The sequence below is a fragment of the Pedobacter glucosidilyticus DSM 23534 genome (assembly GCF_000425145.1).
GTDB lineage: Bacteria > Bacteroidota > Bacteroidia > Sphingobacteriales > Sphingobacteriaceae > Pseudopedobacter > Pseudopedobacter glucosidilyticus.
Genome location: NZ_AULF01000011.1, coordinates 54,989 through 78,156 on the forward strand (window position 1 = coordinate 54,989; position 23,168 = coordinate 78,156).

The following is a 23,168-nucleotide window of genomic DNA, read 5'->3' on the forward strand; positions in this document are numbered from 1 at the left end:
CACACACATAAAAATTTAAATTTTTTTATGACTGTATATTTTGCTTTATTTGGAGACCAATTAAAACTGTATGAGAGCGAAATACTCATAAGACTTTATAAGTCTTACGGTATCATCATTGATTTTTTTATGTTAGATAATGTAAAGCTTACCAGCTAAAAGCGATGATAGGATACGAGAAACTGACCGATAGCGAATTGTGGAAACTTATAAAACAACATAACGAAAAGGCTTTCAGAACCCTTTTTGATAGGTATTGGTCTAAAGTTTTTACTACAGCTTTTAAATATTTGAAAGATAAAGACGCTTGTTCAGAAATTGTAAATGATTTATTTCTGAATATCTGGAATAAAAAAAACCAATTAGAAATAGCATCCTTGCAGGCTTATTTAACAAGTGCCGCAAGATACCATGTGTATAAAAAATTAAAAACATTAAAAAAATCTAAGTTAGAATTGGTAGAGAATTATGACCATTTAGATGATAAATCAGAAAACTCAAACCCAATTGATGATAAAATTAAATACCTAGAGCTAGAGAATAGGTTAGATGACTATTTAAAAGCTTTACCAAAACGATGCAGAGAAATTTTTATCATGAGTAGAAAAGAAAGCCTTTCTAATGATGAAATTGCTAAAAAACTTAATATTTCTAAACGTACTGTAGAAAACCAATTAACACATGCACTTAAACATATTAGAACTTGTTTAAAAAACAATCTTGTTATTTTAATTTCTATAAAATTGCTTGATATTTTTTAAACCACCTCATTTTAAAAACTCTTCAGCAGGGATATCAGTATTTAGCTCTTTAATCATGATATTTCTATAAAAAATTTCCCCAGTTTCAGATTGTAAACCAATAATACCTTCTTCTAAAGTTAAATTGGTAGCATAATTAACTACTTTACCATTTAACTTATGGATAGCATATTTAGAGCCCATCACTATTACTTCACAAGTATTCCATTTACCATTTAAACCATTAAATTTAGCTTGTGCACTTGCGGCATGTTCGCCTTTTTTTCTGGGTACTGGTTGCCCCCCGTCTTTTATAAATGCAAACTTATCATCTTTATCAGCAGTCCAATCAAATCTTACTAGATCACCAGGCGCCCAAAAATCACCTGTATGATTGATGTTGTTTATATGATTGTAGCGTACCTGATACTCGACTCCAACAGGCCAAATCTTAGGTTCTTTACAATGGTAATAAAAACCAGCATCGTATTGGTATACATGGGAATTGTTTAAAAGTGTATTACCCCATTTATACTCAAACTTAAAAATGAATTTGCTGTATTTCTTTTTAGACCACATCATGCCATGAGTTGCATTTAAATCGGTTTTGCTACCAAAACCTTCTGGAAAATCTTTAAAAACATGTATTACGCCTTTTTTATCAATGGTAAAAACTTTCTTTGCCATTTCAGCATCGTTATTACGTAAGGTTAAAGTCCAGTTATCAAAATCTTTACCATTAAAGAGTCTTACAAAGCCATCATCTGGTTTAACTAATGTTAATGAACATAAGGTAAGGATAGGTGTTAAGATGCCGAATGTTATTAAAATACTTTTAATTTTTCTCATGTATTTGTTTTTACGATTTATAATGTTTGATAAATTATTTTGATTGCATCAACGCACTCCTGTTATTTCTTTAACTTTATTAAAGAAAGTCTTTTTTCTTTCTGAATTGATTCCCCAATCTACCGGAATGGTTTGAAAACCTTCTTTGTAATTGGTTTCTCCTTTAAATCTAAAATCAAAATAACCCCAAGAAACGTAATTTTTTATCGCTCTTAACATGTTATAATCTTCTTTATCGAAGTCAAAATGATCATCTTCATTGATAACAATAGGCATTATTTTGTTACCCATTGCTTCTTTTGTACCGTCTATTAAAGTTTGAATTTGCTGAGGTTCTTTTGCACCATTACCATGTATCAATATAAAGTCTGATGCTTCTATAACTTCTTTATGAGGTATTTTTTTACCTGCAAAACTTGTTCCTACCAAAAAACGATAGCCATTTTGGCTGTTATTTCTAACTTTTAAAATAAGTTCTGAAATTCTGTTGGGTTGTAAAATATCATGGTCATATCTGGGTATACCACTTTCATTTGCTATTTCTATAATCACATTTCTGTATTTCTTTTTAAACAGCCAGTTTACCATGTTGTCTGTAGCATTTTTTATTGCTGTTTCATCTTTTATTCTTTGATCTTGCCCAAAATAGAAAAAACCCAATATCACTACCATTTCTAGCTCATCTGCTTTTTTTAAAATACGATCTAAACGTTTCATATATGCAGGATGCAAAGAACCATCAGGCTTAAAACCGGGATTATAAAAATCAAAATTACCATAGCCAAATGGGCTTCCACCTTGCATGTTAAGGGTAAAGCAATTTAAGCCGTAACTTTTCCATAGAGGCATGTTGGCTATAAATTCTCTGTTATTTCTTTCTGCATCCCATTTTTTAGTATCAGCGTAAGCGAAGGTATCTCTCGTATTTGGGTTTAAATCGTCAAAAACACCTTGTACCATCCTAGAGTTCATCAATAAACCTTGTATTTTATGTCCTTGCCAATATCTTCCTTGGTAGGTAGGTTTTCCGTTGATATAAAACTCGTTCCCTTTAATAGCAACAATAGTTTTTTGGGCACTTGATTTTGAAATATTTAAAAACATTAATAAACAAATCACTTTTAACAGGAGTAGCTGTTTCATATTTTTTTTTAGATACGTGATTAATTAAGATATGATAGTATTAGCCTATTTAGCCAACCTTAACTTTAATTGTGCTTCAAATAAAGATTTTGGTAATACATTTTTCCCTTGCGATTGATTAACTCCAATATTTTCAAATGTTACGGTGGTGTTAGATGTAAAACCTACTAAAATGGGTTGTGCTATGGTATTATTCCTTCTTCTGGTTTCATCCCAAAAATTATAATGTTGATTTTTTTCTGCCGAGTGGTTAAAATTCCAAAGTACTAAATCTTTGCCATGATGTGGATAACCAGGTTCTGGTCCGCCGAGATTATAAAACACACCACCTTCTATAGCATCAAACAAAGTTGCTATAGGTTGGCCCGAGTGAATATCAAAATTTTGATCTTTACCCAAAGTACATTGTGTTATTACTGTATTAACGGCGCTATAACCATTACCAGCACCATGATGCTGCGCTCCATTAAAAGAACAATTTTTGATTAAAACCCCATAACCTGCCCTTGCATGTACAGAAGCATGTCCTTTTTTGCCTCTGAAATGGGTATTCAGAATACTTATTTGATAACCAGACTTGATATGTATTCCTTCATTCCAATCTTGAAAAACACAATTTCTTACCCAGCTATTTTTTACAAATTCCATCCCAACGGCTTCATAAGCATAATCATGAATTTGATCTTTATGATGGACAAATTCTTCTGGATAGCTTTTCCAGTTACTGGTAAATAAAATATCTTCGATACCACATTCTTCAATAGATGGATAAGTTAAAATATTCCAACTTTTGCCCTCAATCATGTTAATATCCAAATGAATAGGATTTTTAAAAGTCACCTTGTTACCTTCTATTTTAGTAATGGTATGGATTTCAAAAATCAACATCCCACCTTGATCACCAAAAAGTCTAGTCCATTGTGGTTTCAAATTTAAAGGCGCAAAATATTGTTTGGTATAAGCCTCGCTCCTGTGGTTAATGATGATATCTTGCCCAACTTTTAAGGTAGAGGCATCGGCAACTGTAACTTCAAAACTTGCTCTTTTGGCATTTTTTATAATTTGGGTAATTTTTTCAGGTTTGGCATTGTTGGGTTTGAAAATAAACTGACGACCATTTACTCTTTTATTGGCTTGATATATTTCTGTGCCATTAATTCCGCTTCCTTCTCCTTTTAAAATGATATTACTTTTGTGTATGCTGATGTACTTGTTAGCGTCTTCATCAGGAGCAATGAGGTATTTACCTGCCGGAAAATACACAACCGCAGGTTTATGGTAAGCTTCTGCGGCTTTTATTGTTTTTTGGATGGCTTCATCATCAAATTTATCATCATTGGGTATAGCTCCAAAATCTTTCACATTAAAATATTTATGCTTGCTAACATCAGGGATGTTTTTCTCAGAAAAATGATATCCTGCAAAAGAAAAATCTGGTAAAACAGCTTCTTTACCTGTTTTTTTAGCTTCTAAAAAATCTTTCCATAGTGGAGCTATTTCTTGTGCTTTGGCATATCCTAATACAACTTGAAATAGAGAAATCAGTGCGATTCTTTTTAACATTTTTATGCGTTTATTTTATAGTTTATAATTAATACCTATACCTAATGCAGTACTTTTTCTGGTAACATCTTGCAATTGAGTATATGATTGCGTTCCGTTGGCATAAAAAACCTTATCTATGCCTTTACCTGTATTCCATAATTGGAGTCTAAAAAAAGCAAATGGATTAATTTTTGAATGAAACAGATACATGACCTTAGTAGCGCCGGAAATGGCATAACCATTAGCGTAATGCTTAAAACTCTCTGGCTGAGCAAAGTTTTCTATTAAATTCCAGTTGGCAACTGCTCTATATTTTAATTGGTTATAATCAAGGGTATGGCTAAATTCTAAGCTTTTAAGCAATGGATATTTTACATTTAAACCAGCCATAACACCATACCAGTTGGTTTTATAACTGCTATTTAAGTTGTTATTATCTTGCAGATAAAGCAATTGCTGTGATAAATTATAAGCTAATATTGGTTTTAGCTTGATTTTATTTAATTGCCATTGATAGCTTAAACCCAATTGAAAATTTCTGCTATATCCTTTATTACTTTCCAAATCTACAGTAAAGGATGGGCTGGTACGATTATCTTCTAAATAATCTGTATCGTTTACGCGGCCATTTAAAATAAAAAATTGGTCATAAGATGCTTGTAAAGCAATTTTTGAGAATATGGGTAAATAAATTCCTAGGTAATAAGTAGGGCCTTGTAAGTTTTGCCAACTAACTTCTGATAAAATATTTGGATTTTGACCTTGACTATTGCCAGCGATAGCCCATTTAAAATCATCTGTTTGGTAAGCCATAGATAAATCTATTTCTATACGGTTTTGTGCCTGTATGTTAGCGTGTAATAAAAACAATAATAGAAATAGTTTAAGTGCTTTCATTTTTAAAAACAGCCAGATGCTGAAAAATTTCAGCATCTGGCTTGATTAATTAACCTTTTAAATGTTTTTAATTAGTTTATTTTAGTCCACGATAAGTTATCATAATAGATATATCCTACCGTACTAGATTCCCAATAAGAATCGCTTCCTCCTCTAAATGAGGTAAAAGGCATGGTATTGATTAAACGTTTAGCATCGTTAGTTGTCCATCTGATAGCGGTATCTAATATGGTATCGCCTTCTATAGTAACCCTTAACCTACCATTTGTATTGCTACCTGTATTGCTTTTTACATATATTTTAACGGTATACCAGCTCCCTTTTTGGATACTTCCAGATGCTGGATAAACTTTGCCAAAATCATACCCACAATTACCTGGCATATCTTTATAATAGATGTATGGTTTCAGCTTAGTTACACCATTATTATCAGTATACCACATGATTCTGGCACTTCCTCCATTACCATCATCAGCTTTATCACATCCGGTATTACCGTCTCCTATTTTAAAGCCAAAACCTACCTTTCCACCTCTGCTCCAATCAAACTGACTATGAAATTTAACATCGTATTGCAATTCGTACTCGCTACCATCAGAAATATCAATATTTGATATCATACCACCTTCGTTAGAAAGTGCATTAGGTTCTAGCTTTACCCGGGCGGTACCCGAAGAATTATATGCTCTGGCTTCATTCCAGCCAGAAACGTTTCCAAAATCTGTATCTGCTTCAGCTTCGGTATAGGCTCCATCAGTGCGGTTGTTCCAATTTACGGTTCTGGTACTGTAAACTGCTCTGGCTTGTGTGGTTTCATTTTGCTCGCCAATAAGTGGTTGCAAATCATTTTCACATGCGGTAAATAGTCCCGCTATTAAAAGCAAAGACAAAGAAAGCACATTTCTTGGTTGTTGTTTTTGAATCATTTTTCTCATTTTTAGGTTATAATTGGTTAATTAATCGCAATACACAGGCATTTAAATACCTTGAGAGTGTTTATTTAGATTAATCATCATAAGTCTAAATCTGATATGATTATGAGGAGTGTATCTTCAACTTTATGCAAACAGATTTAAAATTGGTTTAACAAGCTGTTGATAGTAAAGAGTATTATAAATGCCTAAACACACATAGCGTAGATATTTTTTTTAAAATTATCTACCATCCTGTATTTTGTCTCATGAGGCTATTTAATGATAATTCTTGTGTTGGAATTGGGAAAAGCAAATCTCGGTTACTAAAATTTTGATATGGTCTTAGAGTAGCTACCCTACCAGAATAGCCTAAATTTGTATTTGAACCTGATGGTGCTGTTGTAGTAATTTGTGTAAGCATTTGTTGCATTGTGGTGGTAAGCAAATTCCACCTTAATAAATCTAATTTACGATGCCCTTCAAAAGCTAACTCTCTTGCTCTTTCATCTTTTATCCAATTAAAAAATGATTCTTTGGATAAGTTGGGAGGTAAATCTGCTGTACTATTTTGCTCCGCAGGTAACTGATAAGCCCGCCGTCTTACCAAATTTATAGCCTCATAGGCCTGAGGGGTAGCTCCATTTATTTCATTTTCGGCTTCGGCAAACATCAATAAAACATCAGCATATCTTAACAGTGGCCAATTGGTGCCTCCAAAGTTTTTATTATACTCTTTGGTTTGATATTCTCTGCGCCATTTAGCAACATAACGGCCCCATCTGTAATTAGATGGATATTGTACTGCTGGATTATTTCTATCAAAATTTGGATAATAAAATGGTGCAATATTCCAATCCCTTCTTACATCGCCTTGCTCATACAAACTAAATAATACGCCTGTGGCGGTATAATTACCTTGCATAAAACCTGTTTTATCATCGTTATTTCTGATACCAATAGTAGAACCAAAACGCTCTCCTTCATTTCTTTGCAAGCCATTATCATGTTGGAATTCTACTTCCCAGATAGATTCTTTAATATCATAAATATCTGCACTGTGATTGATAAAAATCTGCTTATAATCTGGATTAAGGCTATGTATACCAGATTGAATTACTTTTAATGTCCAATCTTTTGCAGTTTGATAGTAAGAAGCATCTCGCAAACGCCCAGCTGCATGCAAACAAACCCTGGCTAAAATACCTGCAACAGCAGTTTTGGATACTCTGCCCGCATGGTTAAAGGTTGTAATTTCATCAACCAGCTCATAAGAAGCAGTCATATCTTTAATTACCGCATCATAAACTTGTTTGACTGGTGTTCTGGCTATATAAATTTGGTTTAATGAATTTGTTGAGGATAATTTTAAAGGAACATCACCCCAATAAGACACTAAAATAAAATGATAAAAAGCTCTTAAAAATAAGGTCTCGCCTCTTATTTTATTTTTGATATCTGGCGTTACCAAGGCTTTATCAATATTTTCTAGTAATAAATTAGCTCTTTGTATTCCAGAATAAAGAGTTGTCCAGCTTGTAAAAAATCTATCGTAAGAAGCACTTGCATTATAGGCATCGGCAGCAGACTCTGTATTGGCGCCTCTTCTTACCATCTCATCATTAGATGAGGGTGCTTCTAAAGATAAAAATCTGGAATATGTACCATCTGTTGTACTCCCCAATTCTGAATAAACAGCCATTAATGCAGCTGTTAATTCTTCTTCGTTATTGTAAAAATTGTCTGGTGTTACAAAATTAATAGGTTTTGTATCCAGATAATTCTCGCAAGAACTATGTATTATTAAAAATAAAAACGCTATGGCTGTTAGAATTTTCATATCAAAAAGAAATATCTAAACCTAAAGTTACCACCTTTGCTCTTGGATATGCAGAATAATCTAAGCCTGGAGTTAGAGCGGAATCAAATACTGAAACTTCTGGATCATTACCTGAATATTTTGTTATTGTAACAAGGTTTTGAGCAGCTAAATAAACTCTACAATTGGCTATTGCTAAACGTTGTAAAAATTTATTTTCTACTTTATAACCTAAATTTATGGTTTTTAATCTAATAAAGGAACCATCTTCTATAACTCTTGATGAATAAACAGATGGGCCCCATCCTCTTGTTCTAAAATATTCATTTGATGGATTTTCTGGTGTCCAACGGTTCTGGTAGCTTGCAAATTGGTTGGCACCCAACGTAGTTGTGCCACCTTCCATTAAATAGCGGTTTACATTCATTACCTCATTACCGTAAACAAACTGCATAAAAATATGTAAATCAAAATTTTTATAGTTGATATTATTGGCTAAGCCACCAAAAAACTTAGGGTTTGGATTTCCAATTTCTGTTCTGTCTTGTATATCAATTACTTTATCATCATTGATATCTTTATACTTGATGTCTCCAGGCTGTATACTTTGTCCTGGATTACCATAGTTTGGAATACCTGCTTTTAATAAATAAGCCCCGTTAGCAGTTCTATCAAAATCATCAAACTGGTAAACACCATCCCAAATGTAACCATAAAACATGGCTACGGGACGGCCAATTTTGGCTATATAAGCTGGATTTTGTGCATAATCGTTTCCAGAGTTCCATCTTACTGTACTTAATAGTTCTTTTTGATTTTGGGCCAAACCAACCAGCTTAGTTCTACTAAAAGATATATTAAATGAGGTACTCCATTTAAATTTATCTTTTCTGATATTGAAAGATTGTAAAGTAAGCTCTAAACCTTTGTTCTCTACCGCACCTATATTTTGAAAAACATTACTAAAACCGCTGGATGTGGGTAATTGTGCATTCAACAATAAATCGTTTGTTTTCTTCTTATAGATATCGGCAGTTAAGGTGAAACGCTGGTTAAGAAAACCTATATCCAAGCCTAAATCAAATTCGGCGGTACTCTCCCATTTTAAATCAGGGTTACTTAAATTAGAAACATAAGCCCCATTGATAAAAGTTCCGCCTGGTATGTAAGAATTGCTACCTCCTTGGGTAATGGCACCGTAATAAGCATACTCGCTAATTCTATTGTTTCCAGTTAAACCATAGCTTAATCTTAATTTTGTTTCTGAAACAAAATGAAGCCCCTGCATAAATTTTTCTTGTGCTATATTCCATGCAAAAGAACCTGATGGGAAATACCCCCATTGATTATCTCCGGTAAATTTTGATGAGCCATCAGCCCTAAAACTACCTGTAAACAAATACTTTGATTTATAATTATAGTTTACCCTCCCTAATAAAGAAAGTAACCTGTTTTCTGCATTTTCTGATGCAATGGCCACTGGTACACCTTGGGCTAAACCTCCAATCCCTAAAGCTTCATTTGGTATTCTGATAGCGCCCGAACCATAATAAGAAAATTTATTCTCCTGTACTGTAAAACCAGAAAGTACAGTAAAAAAATGCTTCTTATTTATTGATTTTTGGTAAGTAAGTGTATTCTCATTAATCAAATTACTAAGCTCTGTAAAAGTAACAGAACCATTTACACCACGCTGACCCAATGGGCTTGAGCTGTTTCCTTGTCTAGTTTTTGAGTTATTAAATTCATCGTTCCTTAATTTACTTAAGTTTAAGCCTGCTGTCATCCTTAATTTTAAAGAGGAACTGATATCATAAGTACCATAAACATTGGAAGTTAGGAGGTTATTAACCCTATCTCTTAGTTCGTTGGTTGCGGTAAGCACCGGATTCCACTGGTAATTGGTGGCAGATACAACTGCTGGGTCTTGTGCATTATTTAAAAGCTCATCTATAGCTAAATTACCCGCAATTGGCCTGTACTGCCAGGTATTGATTAAAACATTAAGAAATGTATTTCTGCTTCCGGTAAAGATGGTGCCATAACTTTTTAAACCACTCATATTAGCATTTACCCCAACTTTCAAGCGTTTATTTAAACTTTGTTCTATAACTAATCTGGCTTGATAACGCTTAAAGCCCGAAGCTATTACAGTTCCTTTTTGGTCAAATAATGAAGTTGAAAAAGCATAACTATTGTCTTTATTACCCCCTCTTACGGCAAAATAAGAACTAGACATGGGTGCTTCTCTAAAAAGTTCATCTTGCCAATTGATGCCCTTCTCATCTCTATAACTTTCTAATGTTTTACCATTTTGCAGGTAAATACTTGTGGCTGTGGCCGAATCTAATTCCAGTTGGTATTTAACAAATTCATAGGGCTTCATAAGTTCTATTTGCGAGGTATTTCCCTGCAAACCATAGTAATTATTAAAGTTAAAAACAGATTTTCCTTTTACTCCTTTTTTAGTACTTATGATAACAACTCCATTAGCGCCTCTGGCACCATAAATTGCTGTTGATGAAGCATCTTTTAAAACTTCTATTGAAGCAATATCATCCGGATGGATGGCGTTGATGTTGTAATCTTCTATAGGAAAACCATCAATAACATACAATGGCGAATTATCTTGTGTAACAGAGTTTCCTCCTCTTACAATGATGGTGGGTACAGCACCTGGTTGTCCGTCTGGAGAGGTAACTTGTACGCCGGCAACACGTCCGGCAAAAGCATCGTCAAAAGATTTTACTGGTGCCTTAGTAAGGTCTTTCATATTAACCTCCCCAACCGAGCCTGTTAAATCTCTTTTATTTACCTCACCGTAACCAACAATAATAATTTCTTCTAGTATTTTAAGGTCTGGTTTTAATTGTACATCTATATTAAAATTATCTTGAATGATGAATTCTTGCTTTTGATAGCCAAGGGCTTCAAAACTCAAAATCTGGTCTCTTATATCTGCTAAAACAAGTTTATATTTCCCTTCTTGGTCTGTTAAAGTATTGATGTTTTTACTTTTGATACTGATTCTGACCCCTGGAAATACAACTCCTTTTTCATCTGATACTACTCCATAAACTACTATCAACTCTTGGTTGCTTGGTTCTTTTTCTTTAAGGATGATGTTTTGTTTTACTATGGTGTAAGTTAAAGGCTGATTTCTAAAAACCAAATCTAATACCTCTCCAATCTCAGCATTTTTGATTTTAATATCTACCAGTCTGCTTTTTTCAAGAATTATGGTATTAAAAGTAAAACGATAGAGAGTTTGCTGCTCTATAAGTTGAAATATAGTTTCTAAAGAGGCTTTTTTTTCTGACAAAGAGATCTTTTGGGCATAATTTTTTGTTGTTGCTAACAAAAAGAAAAATACCATCAGGATAAGCCTCCGGAAGTTGGAGCTTATTAAAATTTTAAACAAGCCATAAAGTTGACTAAAGCGGTCGCCATCTCTAAAGTAATTCACGAAATAAGACCTTTTATGTAAATTGGTTAATAGTAATTGTACTACAGCAAGATACGCTATTTTACAATAACTTTCCTACCTTCTACCTTAAATTTTATGGTTCCAGTGAGCTCAAGTGTTTTTAATACTTCTGAAAGATTTTCCTCTCTTGAAATTGTTCCTACAAACTCTTTTTTATCCATATTACCTTCATAAACAACTTCTACATCATACCATCTTGCTATCTTACTCATGATGGTTGTAATATGTTCTTTATTAAAAATGAATAAACCGTTTTTCCAAGCTAAAGCCTCTTTGATATTAGCCTTGCTAACTGTTAAATTTTCTAATTTAGCGGAGAGACTCGATTGCTCTCCTGGACTAAGAATAAAACTTTTTTGTAATGGATTGCTAACTTTTACAGCACCCTCAACTAAAGTTGTTTTAAAATCTTCGTTATGGTATGCTTGTATATTAAAATGAGTTCCTAAAACTTCTACATCCATTTTATTTGCAGCAGAAGCATCTTTAACCAAAACTTTAAATGGCCTGCTTTTATCCTTAGCTACTTCAAAATAAGCTTCACCACTTAGTTCAACAACTCTTTTATCATCATTAAAAACAGTAGGAAAGCGTATAGATGAAGCTGCATTTAACCAAACTTTAGTTCCATCTTCTAACTCAACCTGATATTGCCCTCCTTTTGGAGTATAAATTACATTATATACAGTTTCGCCACGATTTTCATTGCCTTTGTAACTCAGTAAATTAGCTTTTTTATTAATACTAGCATTACCATCGTATTTAATAAAACCATCTTTGGTTTTACTTAAAGCTATTTCAGAACCATCAGAAAGTTTTAAAACTGCTGTATTTTTACCGGGTCTTATTTCACCTTGATTCAATTTATTTTCTACAATCTTATTTTTACTTGTATCGGTATCTTTAAGTTGGAAATAAAAAAGTAAAGAAAAAACAGCTAATAAAATAGAGGCTGCTGCTAGCCATATAACATTTTTAGACTTTGGTTTTTGATTGATCTGACTTGAAATTTGGTTAAAAATATCAGCCTGGATATTTTCTTTGGAACCCATTTTCTGATTGTCCCAAGGGTAATCAACCAATTCAAACTCGTCTTTATATGCTAAAAAATCACGTATTTCTTCATCAGTAAGTTTTCCTTCCTGATATTTTTCATAAAGATTGATGTACTCCTCTTGTGTCATTTAATTGATTAGAGCTAAAAATATTGGCTAACACACATACTTTTAGTAAATATGTGGCATCAAATATATTCATATTTATTTACTCATCTATCCCCATCTTATAGCGCTTGCCTTTAATTTTTTCTTGGATAACTTTTTTTAAGACTTCTTTTGCTTTTTCTCTTTTTACAGCTACATAAGACATCTGGTCATAAACAGCTATTAAGCCTACCTCGTCTTTAGATAAACCACCTTTTTTATGCAATAAACCTGCAATATCTATCTTACTTAACTTATCTTTTTTTCCTCCTGCGATATAAAATGTAAGCCATTCTGTAGCTTTTAAGGTAATCTCATGTGTTTCCACTATGGCATCAGTAAACTCGTATTCTTTTAAGTAAGGCGGAATAGTTTCTTCTTCTGATAGCAATAAATAAGCTTTACCACTGGCTTTCATTCTTGCTGTTCTGCCGTTTCTATGCACAAAAGCATCAAGTGTATGCGGAATTTGGTAATGAATAACTGTTTCTATTTCAGGGATATCTAACCCTCTGGAAGCTAAATCTGTAGTAACTAAAATATGATAAGTACCATTTCTGAATTTAAAAAGTGCTTTTTCTCTGTCTTGCTGTACTAAACCTCCGTGGTAAACCCCATTTACAATGCCTCGCTCTGCCAACATTAAAGTAATGCGTTCTACAGCATCTCTATGATTACAAAAAACTAAACTTTGGCCTTCTTTGCTTCTATAAAGAACATCCATTAAGATATTAAACTTCTCTTTTGATTTTGATTGTAAGATAACCGTTTTAATATCCGGTATAGCCTCTGTATCATTTAAAAAATTAAGTATTTTTAATTGTTGAAGCTCTAAAAATGCTGGAAAATCTGCTAACTGAGTGGCAGAAGTAAGCACTTTTTGTTCTAATTTAAATAAGGATGAAACAATTTCTGCCATATCATCCTCAAAACCCAACTCTAATGATTTATCAAATTCATCTAAAACCAAAGTTTTAACAGATGAAACATCAAAATTACCTGCTCTGATATGGTAGGCTAATCTGCCTGGAGTAGCTACTATAAGCGAAGGAGCATCTGATAAGGAGCCTCTTTCTACTTTCGTAGAATGCCCACCATAACAACATGTTATCTTATATCCTGATTGTAATTGCCTAAAAACTTGGTCTATCTGCATCGCCAATTCTCTGGAAGGAACCACTACAATAGCTTGTACACCTTTTATTTGATGATTTAATTTTTCTACTATTGGTAGTAGAAATGCTAATGTTTTACCAGAACCTGTTGGAGACAGCACCATCACATCATTTTTTTGTGCAATAGCCTCTAAAGCTGCATTTTGCATCTCATTTAGCTTTGTGATTTGTAATTTTTGAAGGAGCTTTTCTAGCATATCAAGTTTTTAGGTTGCAAATATCTTTTAAATTTATCTGTTTACAGCAATTTGATAAAGAAAAAGCATAGTATCTTTAGGGCATGAGAAAACTTAAGCTTGATGAACTTAACAGACCATCAATTGAGGAATTTAAACAACAAGAAAAACTACCCATTATTGTGGTTTTAGATAATGTAAGAAGCTTGCATAACGTAGGTTCTGCTTTTAGAACAGCAGATGGTTTTGCTGTTGAAGCTTTATATTTATGCGGTATTACAGCCCAACCACCACACCGCGAAATAGAAAAAACCGCCTTGGGTGCAACACAATCTATTCCATGGAAATATTTTGATCATGTTGCTGGTGCTGTTGAAGAATTAAAAGCACAGTCTTATCAAATTGTAGCTATTGAACAAGCAGAAAACAGCATTTCTTTATTAGATTATCAACCAGAAAATAATCAGAAATTTGCTTTATTCTTTGGAAACGAGGTAAATGGCGTGAGTGATGAGGTAATGAAAGAAGTAGATACTTGTTTAGAAATCCCTCAATTTGGCACTAAACATTCTTTCAATATCGTTATCAGTACGGGTATTGTACTTTGGGATTTTTTTAGTAAACTCCATAAATAACCAAATACTATGAAACATATTTTTAAACTTTTCATCTTCACACTCTTACTAGCTTCGTGTAGTTCTGATGATGGTGCTATCACTGGTGGTACTGCACAGGTAAACATTATAAACGTTTTAGAGGGCTCTGCAAAGCAAGATATTTATTTCGATGATATAAAATCCACCATTATACCTTTAGGATATTTAGAAAGTACGGGGTATAGCGCTTTACCTGCTGGCAATCGCAAAATAGAGTTTAAAAATATGGGTACTTCTTTGGTAAGCTCATCTTCCTCTTTAAACATTAATGCAAATAGGTATTATACTTTTTTCTTTACAGGAGGGACTCAAAATACAGCTTTACAGGTTGAGGATAATCGTACACCATCTGCACTAAACAATGCCAGAGTAAGATTTATACATTTTAGCTATGCCAACCAAAACTCAAGTATTACCATCAGAAACAATAATGATGTTGCTTTAATTAGCAATTTAAGTTTTAAAACAGCATCTAATTATATTGAGGTAGAACCTGGCTCAACCTTAAATATATTTGTTTCTGGGGTTACAAATCCTATTTTAACCACCAATTATAACTTTTTAGCTAATAAAAACTATACTTTATTTGTATCAGGTAGCACAACTCCAACATTTACGGTATTATCTAACAATTAGTCAAAATTTGTTTATATACTATTTTATAGGTGCTTTTGTAAAAGACAAGGTCAACATCAAGCTTATTAATCTTTTAAAATACTACTTACCCTTCCTCCTCTGCCTTTACTATCAAAAGCTCTAAAGTTTACAGTTCCTTTATACAGAAAAGGTTTGGTGTATACTGTACTATTTGCATCTGGCAAGCTGCCATCTGTTGTATATCTTAGGGTAAAACCCGGAAATTGAAAATTAGCTTTTATCCATCCGCTTTCTTTATGAATACCAACTGCAGGTATTCGATACTGATAACCACCATTTAAATAGTCTAAACGTGGTAGCTCTCTTTTACCCAAAAGGTTTACAAACCAATTCCAGTCTTGTGTATAAGCTTCTTGTGCCAATACACTATCTGCTGTAGAAGACCAAACAGGTTCGGCAGCCCACGCTCTTTCTGCAAAACCTAATAATTTAGGTAATAGCATATATTCTAATTGCTTCGGACCACTTATTTTCTCAGACCAAATTTGGGCTTGTAAACCAACAATATTGCTTTGTCCGTAAGCTGTTAGGCGTTCTTTATTTTTTAAAATAGATTTATCTAACGGATTGCCTTGTAAATCTTCTTTAGCACTTTTATAATAATCAAACGGATTGAAATAGAAAGGTTTATCTACATCAACATAAGAACCCCAATATAAACCGGGTTCATCAGCGTCTTTTTCATAAGCCAAATCAAAATAAAAATTTGTTACAGGAGCTAAAATAACTTTATAACCTGCATTGGCTAAACGGTATGCTAAATCTTCTTGTCCCCAACCCCAAACGTTATTCCATACATAAGTATGAAAATTTTGTGTCGTAAAATCTGGATTAGCGATATAATGATTTTTACCATCTAGTTTAGTTTTACGCATAGCTACTTCTTCCCAACCAGAAAGGTATAAGCCTTTTTGCTTTAAGATGGTGTTGGCTTTTGCCAGATAATAGTACCATAAATCATCATACTCTTTGATGTTTTCTTTTTGCATAAGGTTTTGTATAGCTGGCGATTTTTGCCATACACCCGCTGGAACTTCATCCCCACCTAAATGGATAGTTTTTAATGGCGCATCTGCTTGCTGATACATAGCTATAATTTCATCCACAACTTTTTCTATGAAGGTATATGTAGATGGTAAGGCAATATTCATGACATTATCATGATAGCCCTGAACAGATTTGTATATAGAAATATCTGCTGTATCTCTTAACAAATAACGCTTAGCTTCTAATGGATTACCTGTTTTCATGAAACGCTCATATCGGGCATCCATAGCTTTTATAGCTGCTCGGGCATGTCCAGGGGTTTCTATCTCGGGGATGATATTGATATGTCTGGCTTTTGCATAGCGTAAAATTTCTAAAAAATCTGTTTTGCTATAAAAACCGCTTCCAGGGAGAGCACTCGTATCTGGTCCAGAACCATAAGCAGGTTGCAAATTTTGCTTATCATCTAAAGTATGACCTCTTTTTGCCCCTATTTGCGTAAGTTCTGGCAAAGCAGGTATTTCTAAGCGCCAGCCTTCATCATCATTTAAATGAAAATGCAGGTTGTTTAACTTATAAAGTGCCATTAAATCTAAAACTTTTAATACTTGAGCCTTAGTTTGGAAATTTCTGGCTACATCTAACATAAAAGAGCGGTAACCAAACCTCGGCTCATCTGTAATTTCTACAGCAGGAATAGCAATTTGAGTTTGTTTTGCTTTCCAAACTGATAAAGGCATCAGCATTTTTAATGATTGTATGGCATAAAAAGCACCTGCTGTTTGTGTTGCCGTAATGATGATAGAATCAGGTTTAACCTTTAACTGATAGGCTTCTTTTGCTAAACCATTTACTTTTTTAAAGATGATAACAGGTGTTGATAAATCTTTATTAGTTGTCAGTTTTTTGCCTAAAAACTGGGCAATATCATCTTGTAAAAGTTTAGCCTCATGACTAAAAAATTCATCAAAAACTAAAACAGTTTTTGCACTTAAAACAAATTGCCCTTGTAGTTTAACAGTATTTATTGGAGATGGTAAAATTATCCTACTGGCTGATAATGTTTCATTTTTTATGGCTTCATTCTTTTGATAGATGGATGCTGGAGATAATTTCAATTTAGCTTTCTCTTGATTTGGAACAGCATTAATTTTGAAATTTACAATGTTATAAGTTTTTTTTGGATCCTTATCAAAAACCAAGTATAAGCCTCCTGGTCCATCAGAATAAGTTAAAGCTTTACCTTCTGCCACATAAGTGATCACACTTTTTGTTGCAGGCAAAACGGCTTTGAAATTTGCATGAGGTGTTAAACTACAAAACTCACCATTAATAGTTGTTATAACAGCATTTTTAGTAATTACTTGGGTAGCTTTTCTAGGGTGCGAAAAATAAAGCTTCCAACCGCTGGCTGGCAAAATTTGTTGACTTTTATTATGGATAATAAAAGATGCTGTAAACTGATTTTTACCTTCATAATTATTGGATAATAAAGTCCATTCTACTTCTAATTTGTTTATGTCTATGGGTTGTGCTTTTAAACCAAAACCTGATAGTAGGATTAAACAGCTTAAAAATATTTTATTCATCATGATTTAATTTAGGTATTGATATCATCTTAAAGCATCTTTTAAAACAAACGCTTGTTTAATTTATGGCGTATATTTCCATAAATCGGTATTTTTTTTAAAGTATATATTTCCTAAAGCATCCATAGCTAATAAACTAGCTCCTTTATCTAAAATGGTAACTTCTTTAGTTTTTGGGTCGAGTTTAAAAAAGTTGCTATTTCCTGTCCCATAAATCATCCCCGAAGGATGAATAGCTAAGAAAGCACTTCTCCAGATATGGCTTTTAAAAGACGGAAAATCATATAATTTATGGGTTGATTGTACTTCTTTTTTAACAGCATCGTAAATAAACAAAGTACCATCGGCAACTCCCCAAATGTGTCCATCAGGTCCGTTTATTAAACAAGTTATTGCAGTGGCATTAGGTACAGGTACTAGTTCATGGGTTTTCATATTATTATCTAAATCCCATGAGAAAAGAACTGCTTCTTTGGTGGCTGGCATAATACCTAAACCTCCAGAAATGGTTGTACCTACTAAAATTTCTTTGCCTGTATAAGCTAAACTAGAAATAGCTTGTTGCTTTATAGGCTCATGAAAAGCTTTTAATTCTTGCGTTTTCACATCAAGAGTAATCAAAGCCCCCCCTAGTTTACCATACTCAGGTATCATTCCAAAAACCATTTGCTGGCGTTCTGGAATACTTAATACCGCAAAAGATCTACTTTGTCCTTCTATTTCACCAAGCTTTTTTGGATTATTAGCTTTCAAATCCCATTTCTGTTGCGTATGGTATTGGTAAAATTTACCTTTTGGATAAATTCCGAAATAGATATTTTCGCCTTGTGAGGCCATACCTTCGGTTTGATCTAAACCGGATAATCTGTTTTTCTGACCACTAACCGGATGGTAAGTTGCATGTCCGCCAGCTAAATACCCTCCCATCCAGATATTACCATCAGGACCGTAAAGCAAAGCATTGATAGGAATAGGTTGTGCCGGAATAGCTAATTTAGTTTTCTCTGAGGTTTTATTTTTAAGACTGTATTTAACTAAATTGGCTCCTGATGTTAATATATAGACATCATCTTTAATAATTTTTATTGCATTAGCCGTACCAACATCAGCCAAAAGCTTCTCTGCTAAACTAACAGATTTTGATGCATTAAAACTCATTAACGAACCTTTAGCTGTATAAAAAGCTGCTTTGCCTTTTTGGTCAGAAGCAACAGCTTTCATGTCTATATCTTGAATTTCCTGCTCTATTTGTTTAGTTTTTAAATTATATACCAATGTGGTACTTCCGGCGGTTAAGAGCGCTAGAAGACGATCGGATCCGTTTTTACCCGGTACAATTTCTAAACTGTATACAAACTCTTTGTCTTGATATTTTTTGGGTAAAAGTTCCTTTTTTTCGCCACTTATCGGATTAAGTTCTATTAAATGAGCATGAGAACCAATACCTGCATATAAAAGTCCGGTTTTGGCATGGTAGGCCAAGCTTCTTACATAATTCTCGCCAGCAACCAAAGGCCCTTTTGCAACATCAGAAAAACCATCTTTAGGGTGATATCTAAAAACCCTGCAGCCAGGATAGGTAGCACCAAAAACTTCACCATCTTTACCTGCCGTAAGGTTCCACAAATAAGTTTCGCCTTTTAAAGCGGTACCCAAATCTTCAACCTCTTGTGTACCGGGCTTGTGTTTAAAAAGATTACCACCTGCACCTGGGATATATAAATAACCATCACTAGCTTGTGCCATATCCCAAACACCATCAGATTCTGGTAAAGCTTTATCTAAAAGCATTTTTTTACTTTTAACATCAAAAGCCAGTAAATGGGCTGGCTCCCCTCTAACAACGGTATAAACCAAGGGGTTTCCTAGTGTATCTTCAACAAAGATACTTCCTTGTATCATGGCAGCAAATACTTGCGGACCCAAGTTGGTAAACTTACCTGTTTTAGGTTGCGCAAAAGTAGCCAAAGAAATACCAGTCGCTATTACTAGCGTAAGCATATATTTTAAGTTCATAATTTACTTATCGTTTTTTAAAAATTCGCTTACAAAAGCGTCATCGTTTAAGTGAGGGTATGCCTTATAAACACGATCTATTTCTTCCATTTGGCCATCAGAAAGTTCTTCTTTAGGGTTTAAGCACCACCTTCCTTCTAGTAAACCTTGTCTTCTTAAAACCTCATGAATTCCTGGTATACAGCCGTGGAAAGCATGCGATGGATCAAACAATGCGGCATTAACATCTGTAACTTCAATACCTTTAATCAGGAGTTCATGTGCCTTTTGTGCTGTTGGGTTTGCCCGATGTTCTTTTATCTCTTCAAGTAATGCTACAGCTTTTTGTGTCCAAACTGCCCAATGACCTAATAAGCCACCAATAAACTGTTTTTCAAAAGTTTTTCCTTCTACCTCAAAACGGTAGGTAGTTAACAAATCAGCCACAATATTATCATCATTACCGGTGTACATCGCTATTTTGTCTCTTCTTGAGGAATGGCTTACCGCCCTCATAACATCTAACGTTTGGTAGCGATTAAAAGAAGCACATTTAATGGCTTCAATATTTTCAATCTCAGCAAATTGTAACCAAAAATCATAGCTAAATATTCTACCTCCTACAGATGGCTGTAAGTAAAAACCAAAAACTGGCATTACAGCAGCAACAGCTCTAACACGCTCTAAGATTTGTTCCTCAGACCAGTTTTGTAAACCTCCCATACTTAGCAAGCCAATATCATAACCGTATTTTAAAGCTATTTCTGCTTCTTTAACGGCTTGTGCTGTTGGCCCACAAATACCTGCAACTTTGATAAAAGGTCGGTCTAAATTTGCTTTGGCAACTTCTTCTGACGCTAATCTTAAAACCGTTTCAAAAAGATTTACTTCTGGGTCTCTGATTTCAAACTGGGTAGAGTGTACGCCAACGGCTATACCCCCAGCACCGCTGGACATATAATATCTGCCTAATTGTCTTTGTTTAAATTCGTTTAATGTTCTATCTGCATTTAATGCCAATGGATGAGCCGGAATAACCGTTCCAAAATGTAAATGTCTTTTTAGCTCTTCTGATAATAATTTCATTAGAATTTACCTCCTCTTTCTTGAAAATGTGTTGCTTTACCAAACTCTTCACCACCTTGTTGTAACCAGGTTGCTGTGATATCTATAATTTCTCTTACCGTAACTTTAGGATAACCAAATAACCTGTGGCATTCTGATGCGTTATTAAGTAATGCTGTACCTTCTGCTTCATAAATAAACTTAGGCTCTTTACCAAAAATTTTCCCGAATTGATTGGCTATCCATTTAATAGATAGGGTTTCAGGACCTGTTACGTTTAACATTTTTGCTGGCGCCTCACAATGTAATAAAGAACGTATAGCAATTTCATTAGCATCTCCTTGCCAAATCACATTCACGTTTTCTGTACGCAGGTCAATTTCTTTTCCTTCTAAAACAGATTTTGCAAGCTCCATCATCACACCATATCTAAAATCTACAGCGTAGTTTAAGCGATAAATAAGTGTAGGTGTTTGATTTTTTTGAGAGAAATATTCAAAAATGCGTTCTCTGCCCAAGCAAGACTGCGCATACTCGCCAATAGGCTCTGGTGTAGTTTCTTCAGAAACACCGCCAGATGTTACTGGTACAAAAGGTAAAACATTACCTGATGAAAATGCTACGATATTTGAGTTTTTATATTTTTCTGCTACCCTACCCGGTAAATAAGCATTCATAGCCCAAGTAAAACCTTCTTTACCTGTTGTACCAAATTTATTTCCGGCTAGGTAAATCACATTTTTGGCATCAGGGAGTGCTTGTAGTTCCGCATCATTTAATAAATCGCAAGAAATGGTTTCTATACCTACAGCTTCTAATGCTGCTTTTGCTTTGGCATCAGAAAATCTCGAAACACCAATAATTCTTTTGTTTATACCCGCGGCTTTAGCTGCTGAAACAGCTAGTTTACCCATACTTGGGCCCATTTTACCACCAATGCCTAAAAGAATAATATCTCCTTCTATTTTAGCCATATCAGCAATTAATGCTGCCGATGGTGCTAATAATTCAGATTCTAACTTTTCTAAATCTTTCATTCGTTTCTTGCTTAATCTTATAATTATTTAATAAATAGCTCGTAAAAATTCCAAATTGCCAATGAGCTTAATAGTACTAAGCCTATAGCTCCACCTACTTTAGCAAAACTATTATTCACATTTTCACCCATCATTTTCTTGTCATTGGCAATAGAAAACATGGCTATACCTATAATGGGAACTAAAAATATGGTAACACTTTGTGCAAAAATGATAAGTTCTAAAGGTAACTTTCCAAAGATGAGAGAAATGCTGGCTCCACAAACCATTACTAAAGCTATCAGTAACCTTACTGCTTTAGAACTTAATTTACTGCTATAACCCAAAGCATCGCCCAAAAGGCTACCGCCAACGGTAGCGTTACCTACTAATGATGAAAAAGAGGCGCCAAATAACCCTGCTAAAAATAAATCAGCTGCGTATGTCCCAAATAATGGCTCTAAAGCTTTAGACATTTCTGATGCAGAATTTACTTTTATTCCTTGCGGATGTAATACAGCAGCAGCACAAATGATGACAACTGCACTCATAATCCCTAAAATATATATCCCTGTTGCGCTTCTGTTTTTTTGAGGTTTGGCGCCAGGCTTTCTGCTTTCTTGTACCAAATAAGCCTGATAAAAAGCCCCTACTATAGAAAAACAAGAAGCCATAAAAGCTATTAGCAAACCCGTTGAACCCACTGGAAAACTTGGAATAAACCCACCAGCAATACCAGTTAAAGAAGGTTTACTCAAAAACAAAGTTGTTAAAAATGAGAAAAGCATCAATCCTACCAATGCAATCATTAAACGTTCTAGGGTTTTATAAAAACTTCTAAAAAATAACAATGCAATGCCTAAGATATTGAAGACTAAAACCCATATCCACGCTTTAGTACCGCTGGCTTCTGCAATGGCAATACCTACACCTATAGAGTTTCCTGCTTGAAAAGATGTGGTGACTAAAAACACGCCGAACCCTATCATTAATCCAGCTTTGTTACCCCATTTTACTTTAATTTGAGATAAGAGACTATTTTCGCTACTTAAGCCTATACGAGCCCCCATATTGGTAAAAATGAGCATAAAGAAGATAGCAATTACAACCACCCAAAGGGTTGAGTAGCCATACTCTGCACCAAGTTTTGAAGTAATGGTCATTTTACTTGGACCAAAAACCAGAGCTGCTGTAATAATACCTGGCCCTAGGCCTTTTAATAATTTCACCAGCTTATTTTGCTGATTTTGTTCTTCCAT

At 34.1% G+C, this 23,168-nt stretch carries 18 protein-coding genes; 4 read left to right on the top strand and 14 right to left on the bottom strand.

Features of this window, described 5'->3' with window-relative positions:
* Positions 1-27 precede the first annotated feature (27 nt).
* Together H510_RS20540 and H510_RS0104355 are read left to right on the top strand one after the other, a co-directional pair.
* Positions 28-159, top strand: a complete 132-nt coding sequence (locus H510_RS20540) for a hypothetical protein (RefSeq protein ID WP_281168237.1) — start codon at positions 28-30, stop codon at positions 157-159.
* 5 nt (positions 160-164) lie between these two features.
* Entirely contained in the window at positions 165-761 is a 597-nt protein-coding gene (locus H510_RS0104355) for an RNA polymerase sigma factor (protein ID WP_026903190.1), read from the top strand.
* A 6-nt stretch (positions 762-767) separates the two neighbouring features.
* Here H510_RS0104355 and H510_RS0104360 read toward each other — a convergent pair whose 3' ends face one another.
* The 9 genes from H510_RS0104360 to H510_RS0104400 form a co-directional block, all read right to left on the bottom strand.
* A complete protein-coding gene (locus tag H510_RS0104360; protein WP_026903191.1) occupies positions 768-1,589 on the bottom strand; it encodes a 3-keto-disaccharide hydrolase in 822 nt (273 codons plus the stop codon).
* A gap of 48 nt (positions 1,590-1,637) precedes the next feature.
* Complete coding sequence (locus H510_RS0104365) at positions 1,638-2,732, bottom strand: glycoside hydrolase family protein (protein ID WP_026903192.1); 1,095 nt, start codon at positions 2,730-2,732, stop codon at positions 1,638-1,640.
* Between the two features lie 45 nt (positions 2,733-2,777).
* Positions 2,778-4,295 (bottom strand): DUF4955 domain-containing protein, encoded by a 1,518-nt coding sequence (locus tag H510_RS0104370; protein ID WP_026903193.1) that lies wholly within the window; start codon positions 4,293-4,295, stop codon positions 2,778-2,780.
* A 15-nt stretch (positions 4,296-4,310) separates the two neighbouring features.
* On the bottom strand, positions 4,311-5,174 hold the full coding sequence (locus H510_RS0104375) for a hypothetical protein (protein ID WP_155977832.1): 864 nt from the start codon (positions 5,172-5,174) through the stop codon (positions 4,311-4,313).
* Between the two features lie 71 nt (positions 5,175-5,245).
* Positions 5,246-6,100: a polysaccharide lyase gene (locus H510_RS18250; protein ID WP_081659189.1), complete on the bottom strand. Its 855-nt coding sequence runs from the start codon at positions 6,098-6,100 to the stop codon at positions 5,246-5,248.
* Between the two features lie 232 nt (positions 6,101-6,332).
* On the bottom strand, positions 6,333-7,925 hold the full coding sequence (locus tag H510_RS0104385; protein ID WP_026903196.1) for a RagB/SusD family nutrient uptake outer membrane protein: 1,593 nt from the start codon (positions 7,923-7,925) through the stop codon (positions 6,333-6,335).
* Between the two features lies 1 nt (position 7,926).
* Positions 7,927-11,226 (bottom strand): TonB-dependent receptor, encoded by a 3,300-nt coding sequence (locus H510_RS0104390; protein WP_162143054.1) that lies wholly within the window; start codon positions 11,224-11,226, stop codon positions 7,927-7,929.
* A 200-nt stretch (positions 11,227-11,426) separates the two neighbouring features.
* On the bottom strand, positions 11,427-12,575 hold the full coding sequence (locus H510_RS0104395; RefSeq protein ID WP_026903198.1) for a FecR domain-containing protein: 1,149 nt from the start codon (positions 12,573-12,575) through the stop codon (positions 11,427-11,429).
* Positions 12,576-12,654: 79 nt separating this feature from the next.
* Positions 12,655-13,965 carry a DEAD/DEAH box helicase gene (locus H510_RS0104400; protein WP_026903199.1) on the bottom strand — a complete coding sequence of 437 codons (1,311 nt, stop codon included), beginning with the start codon at positions 13,963-13,965 and terminating at the stop codon, positions 12,655-12,657.
* 83 nt (positions 13,966-14,048) lie between these two features.
* On the opposite strand from H510_RS0104400, the gene H510_RS0104405 reads away from it, so the two are divergent.
* Both H510_RS0104405 and H510_RS0104410 read left to right on the top strand, forming a co-directional pair.
* Entirely contained in the window at positions 14,049-14,579 is a 531-nt protein-coding gene (locus H510_RS0104405; RefSeq protein WP_026903200.1) for an RNA methyltransferase, read from the top strand.
* A gap of 9 nt (positions 14,580-14,588) precedes the next feature.
* Positions 14,589-15,236 (top strand): DUF4397 domain-containing protein, encoded by a 648-nt coding sequence (locus tag H510_RS0104410; protein WP_026903201.1) that lies wholly within the window; start codon positions 14,589-14,591, stop codon positions 15,234-15,236.
* A gap of 65 nt (positions 15,237-15,301) precedes the next feature.
* On the opposite strand, the gene H510_RS0104415 is transcribed toward H510_RS0104410, so the two are convergent.
* Genes H510_RS0104415 through H510_RS0104435 form a run of 5 tightly spaced genes read right to left on the bottom strand, consistent with a single transcriptional unit; the run spans position 15,302 to position 23,168 of the window.
* Positions 15,302-17,836, bottom strand: a complete 2,535-nt coding sequence (locus H510_RS0104415) for a family 20 glycosylhydrolase (protein WP_026903202.1) — start codon at positions 17,834-17,836, stop codon at positions 15,302-15,304.
* 60 nt (positions 17,837-17,896) lie between these two features.
* A complete protein-coding gene (locus H510_RS0104420) occupies positions 17,897-19,834 on the bottom strand; it encodes a ligand-binding sensor domain-containing protein (RefSeq protein WP_051291046.1) in 1,938 nt (645 codons plus the stop codon).
* An 18-nt stretch (positions 19,835-19,852) separates the two neighbouring features.
* Positions 19,853-20,914, bottom strand: a complete 1,062-nt coding sequence (locus tag H510_RS0104425; RefSeq protein ID WP_026903204.1) for a dihydrodipicolinate synthase family protein — start codon at positions 20,912-20,914, stop codon at positions 19,853-19,855.
* The gene (locus H510_RS0104430; protein WP_026903205.1) at positions 20,914-21,930 is read right to left on the bottom strand and encodes an NAD-dependent epimerase/dehydratase family protein; all 1,017 of its coding nucleotides are present in this window, start codon (positions 21,928-21,930) and stop codon (positions 20,914-20,916) included. The genes H510_RS0104425 and H510_RS0104430 overlap by 1 nt, the downstream gene beginning before the upstream one ends.
* Before the next feature lie 23 nt (positions 21,931-21,953).
* Positions 21,954-23,168 (bottom strand): Nramp family divalent metal transporter, encoded by a 1,215-nt coding sequence (locus H510_RS0104435; RefSeq protein WP_026903206.1) that lies wholly within the window; start codon positions 23,166-23,168, stop codon positions 21,954-21,956.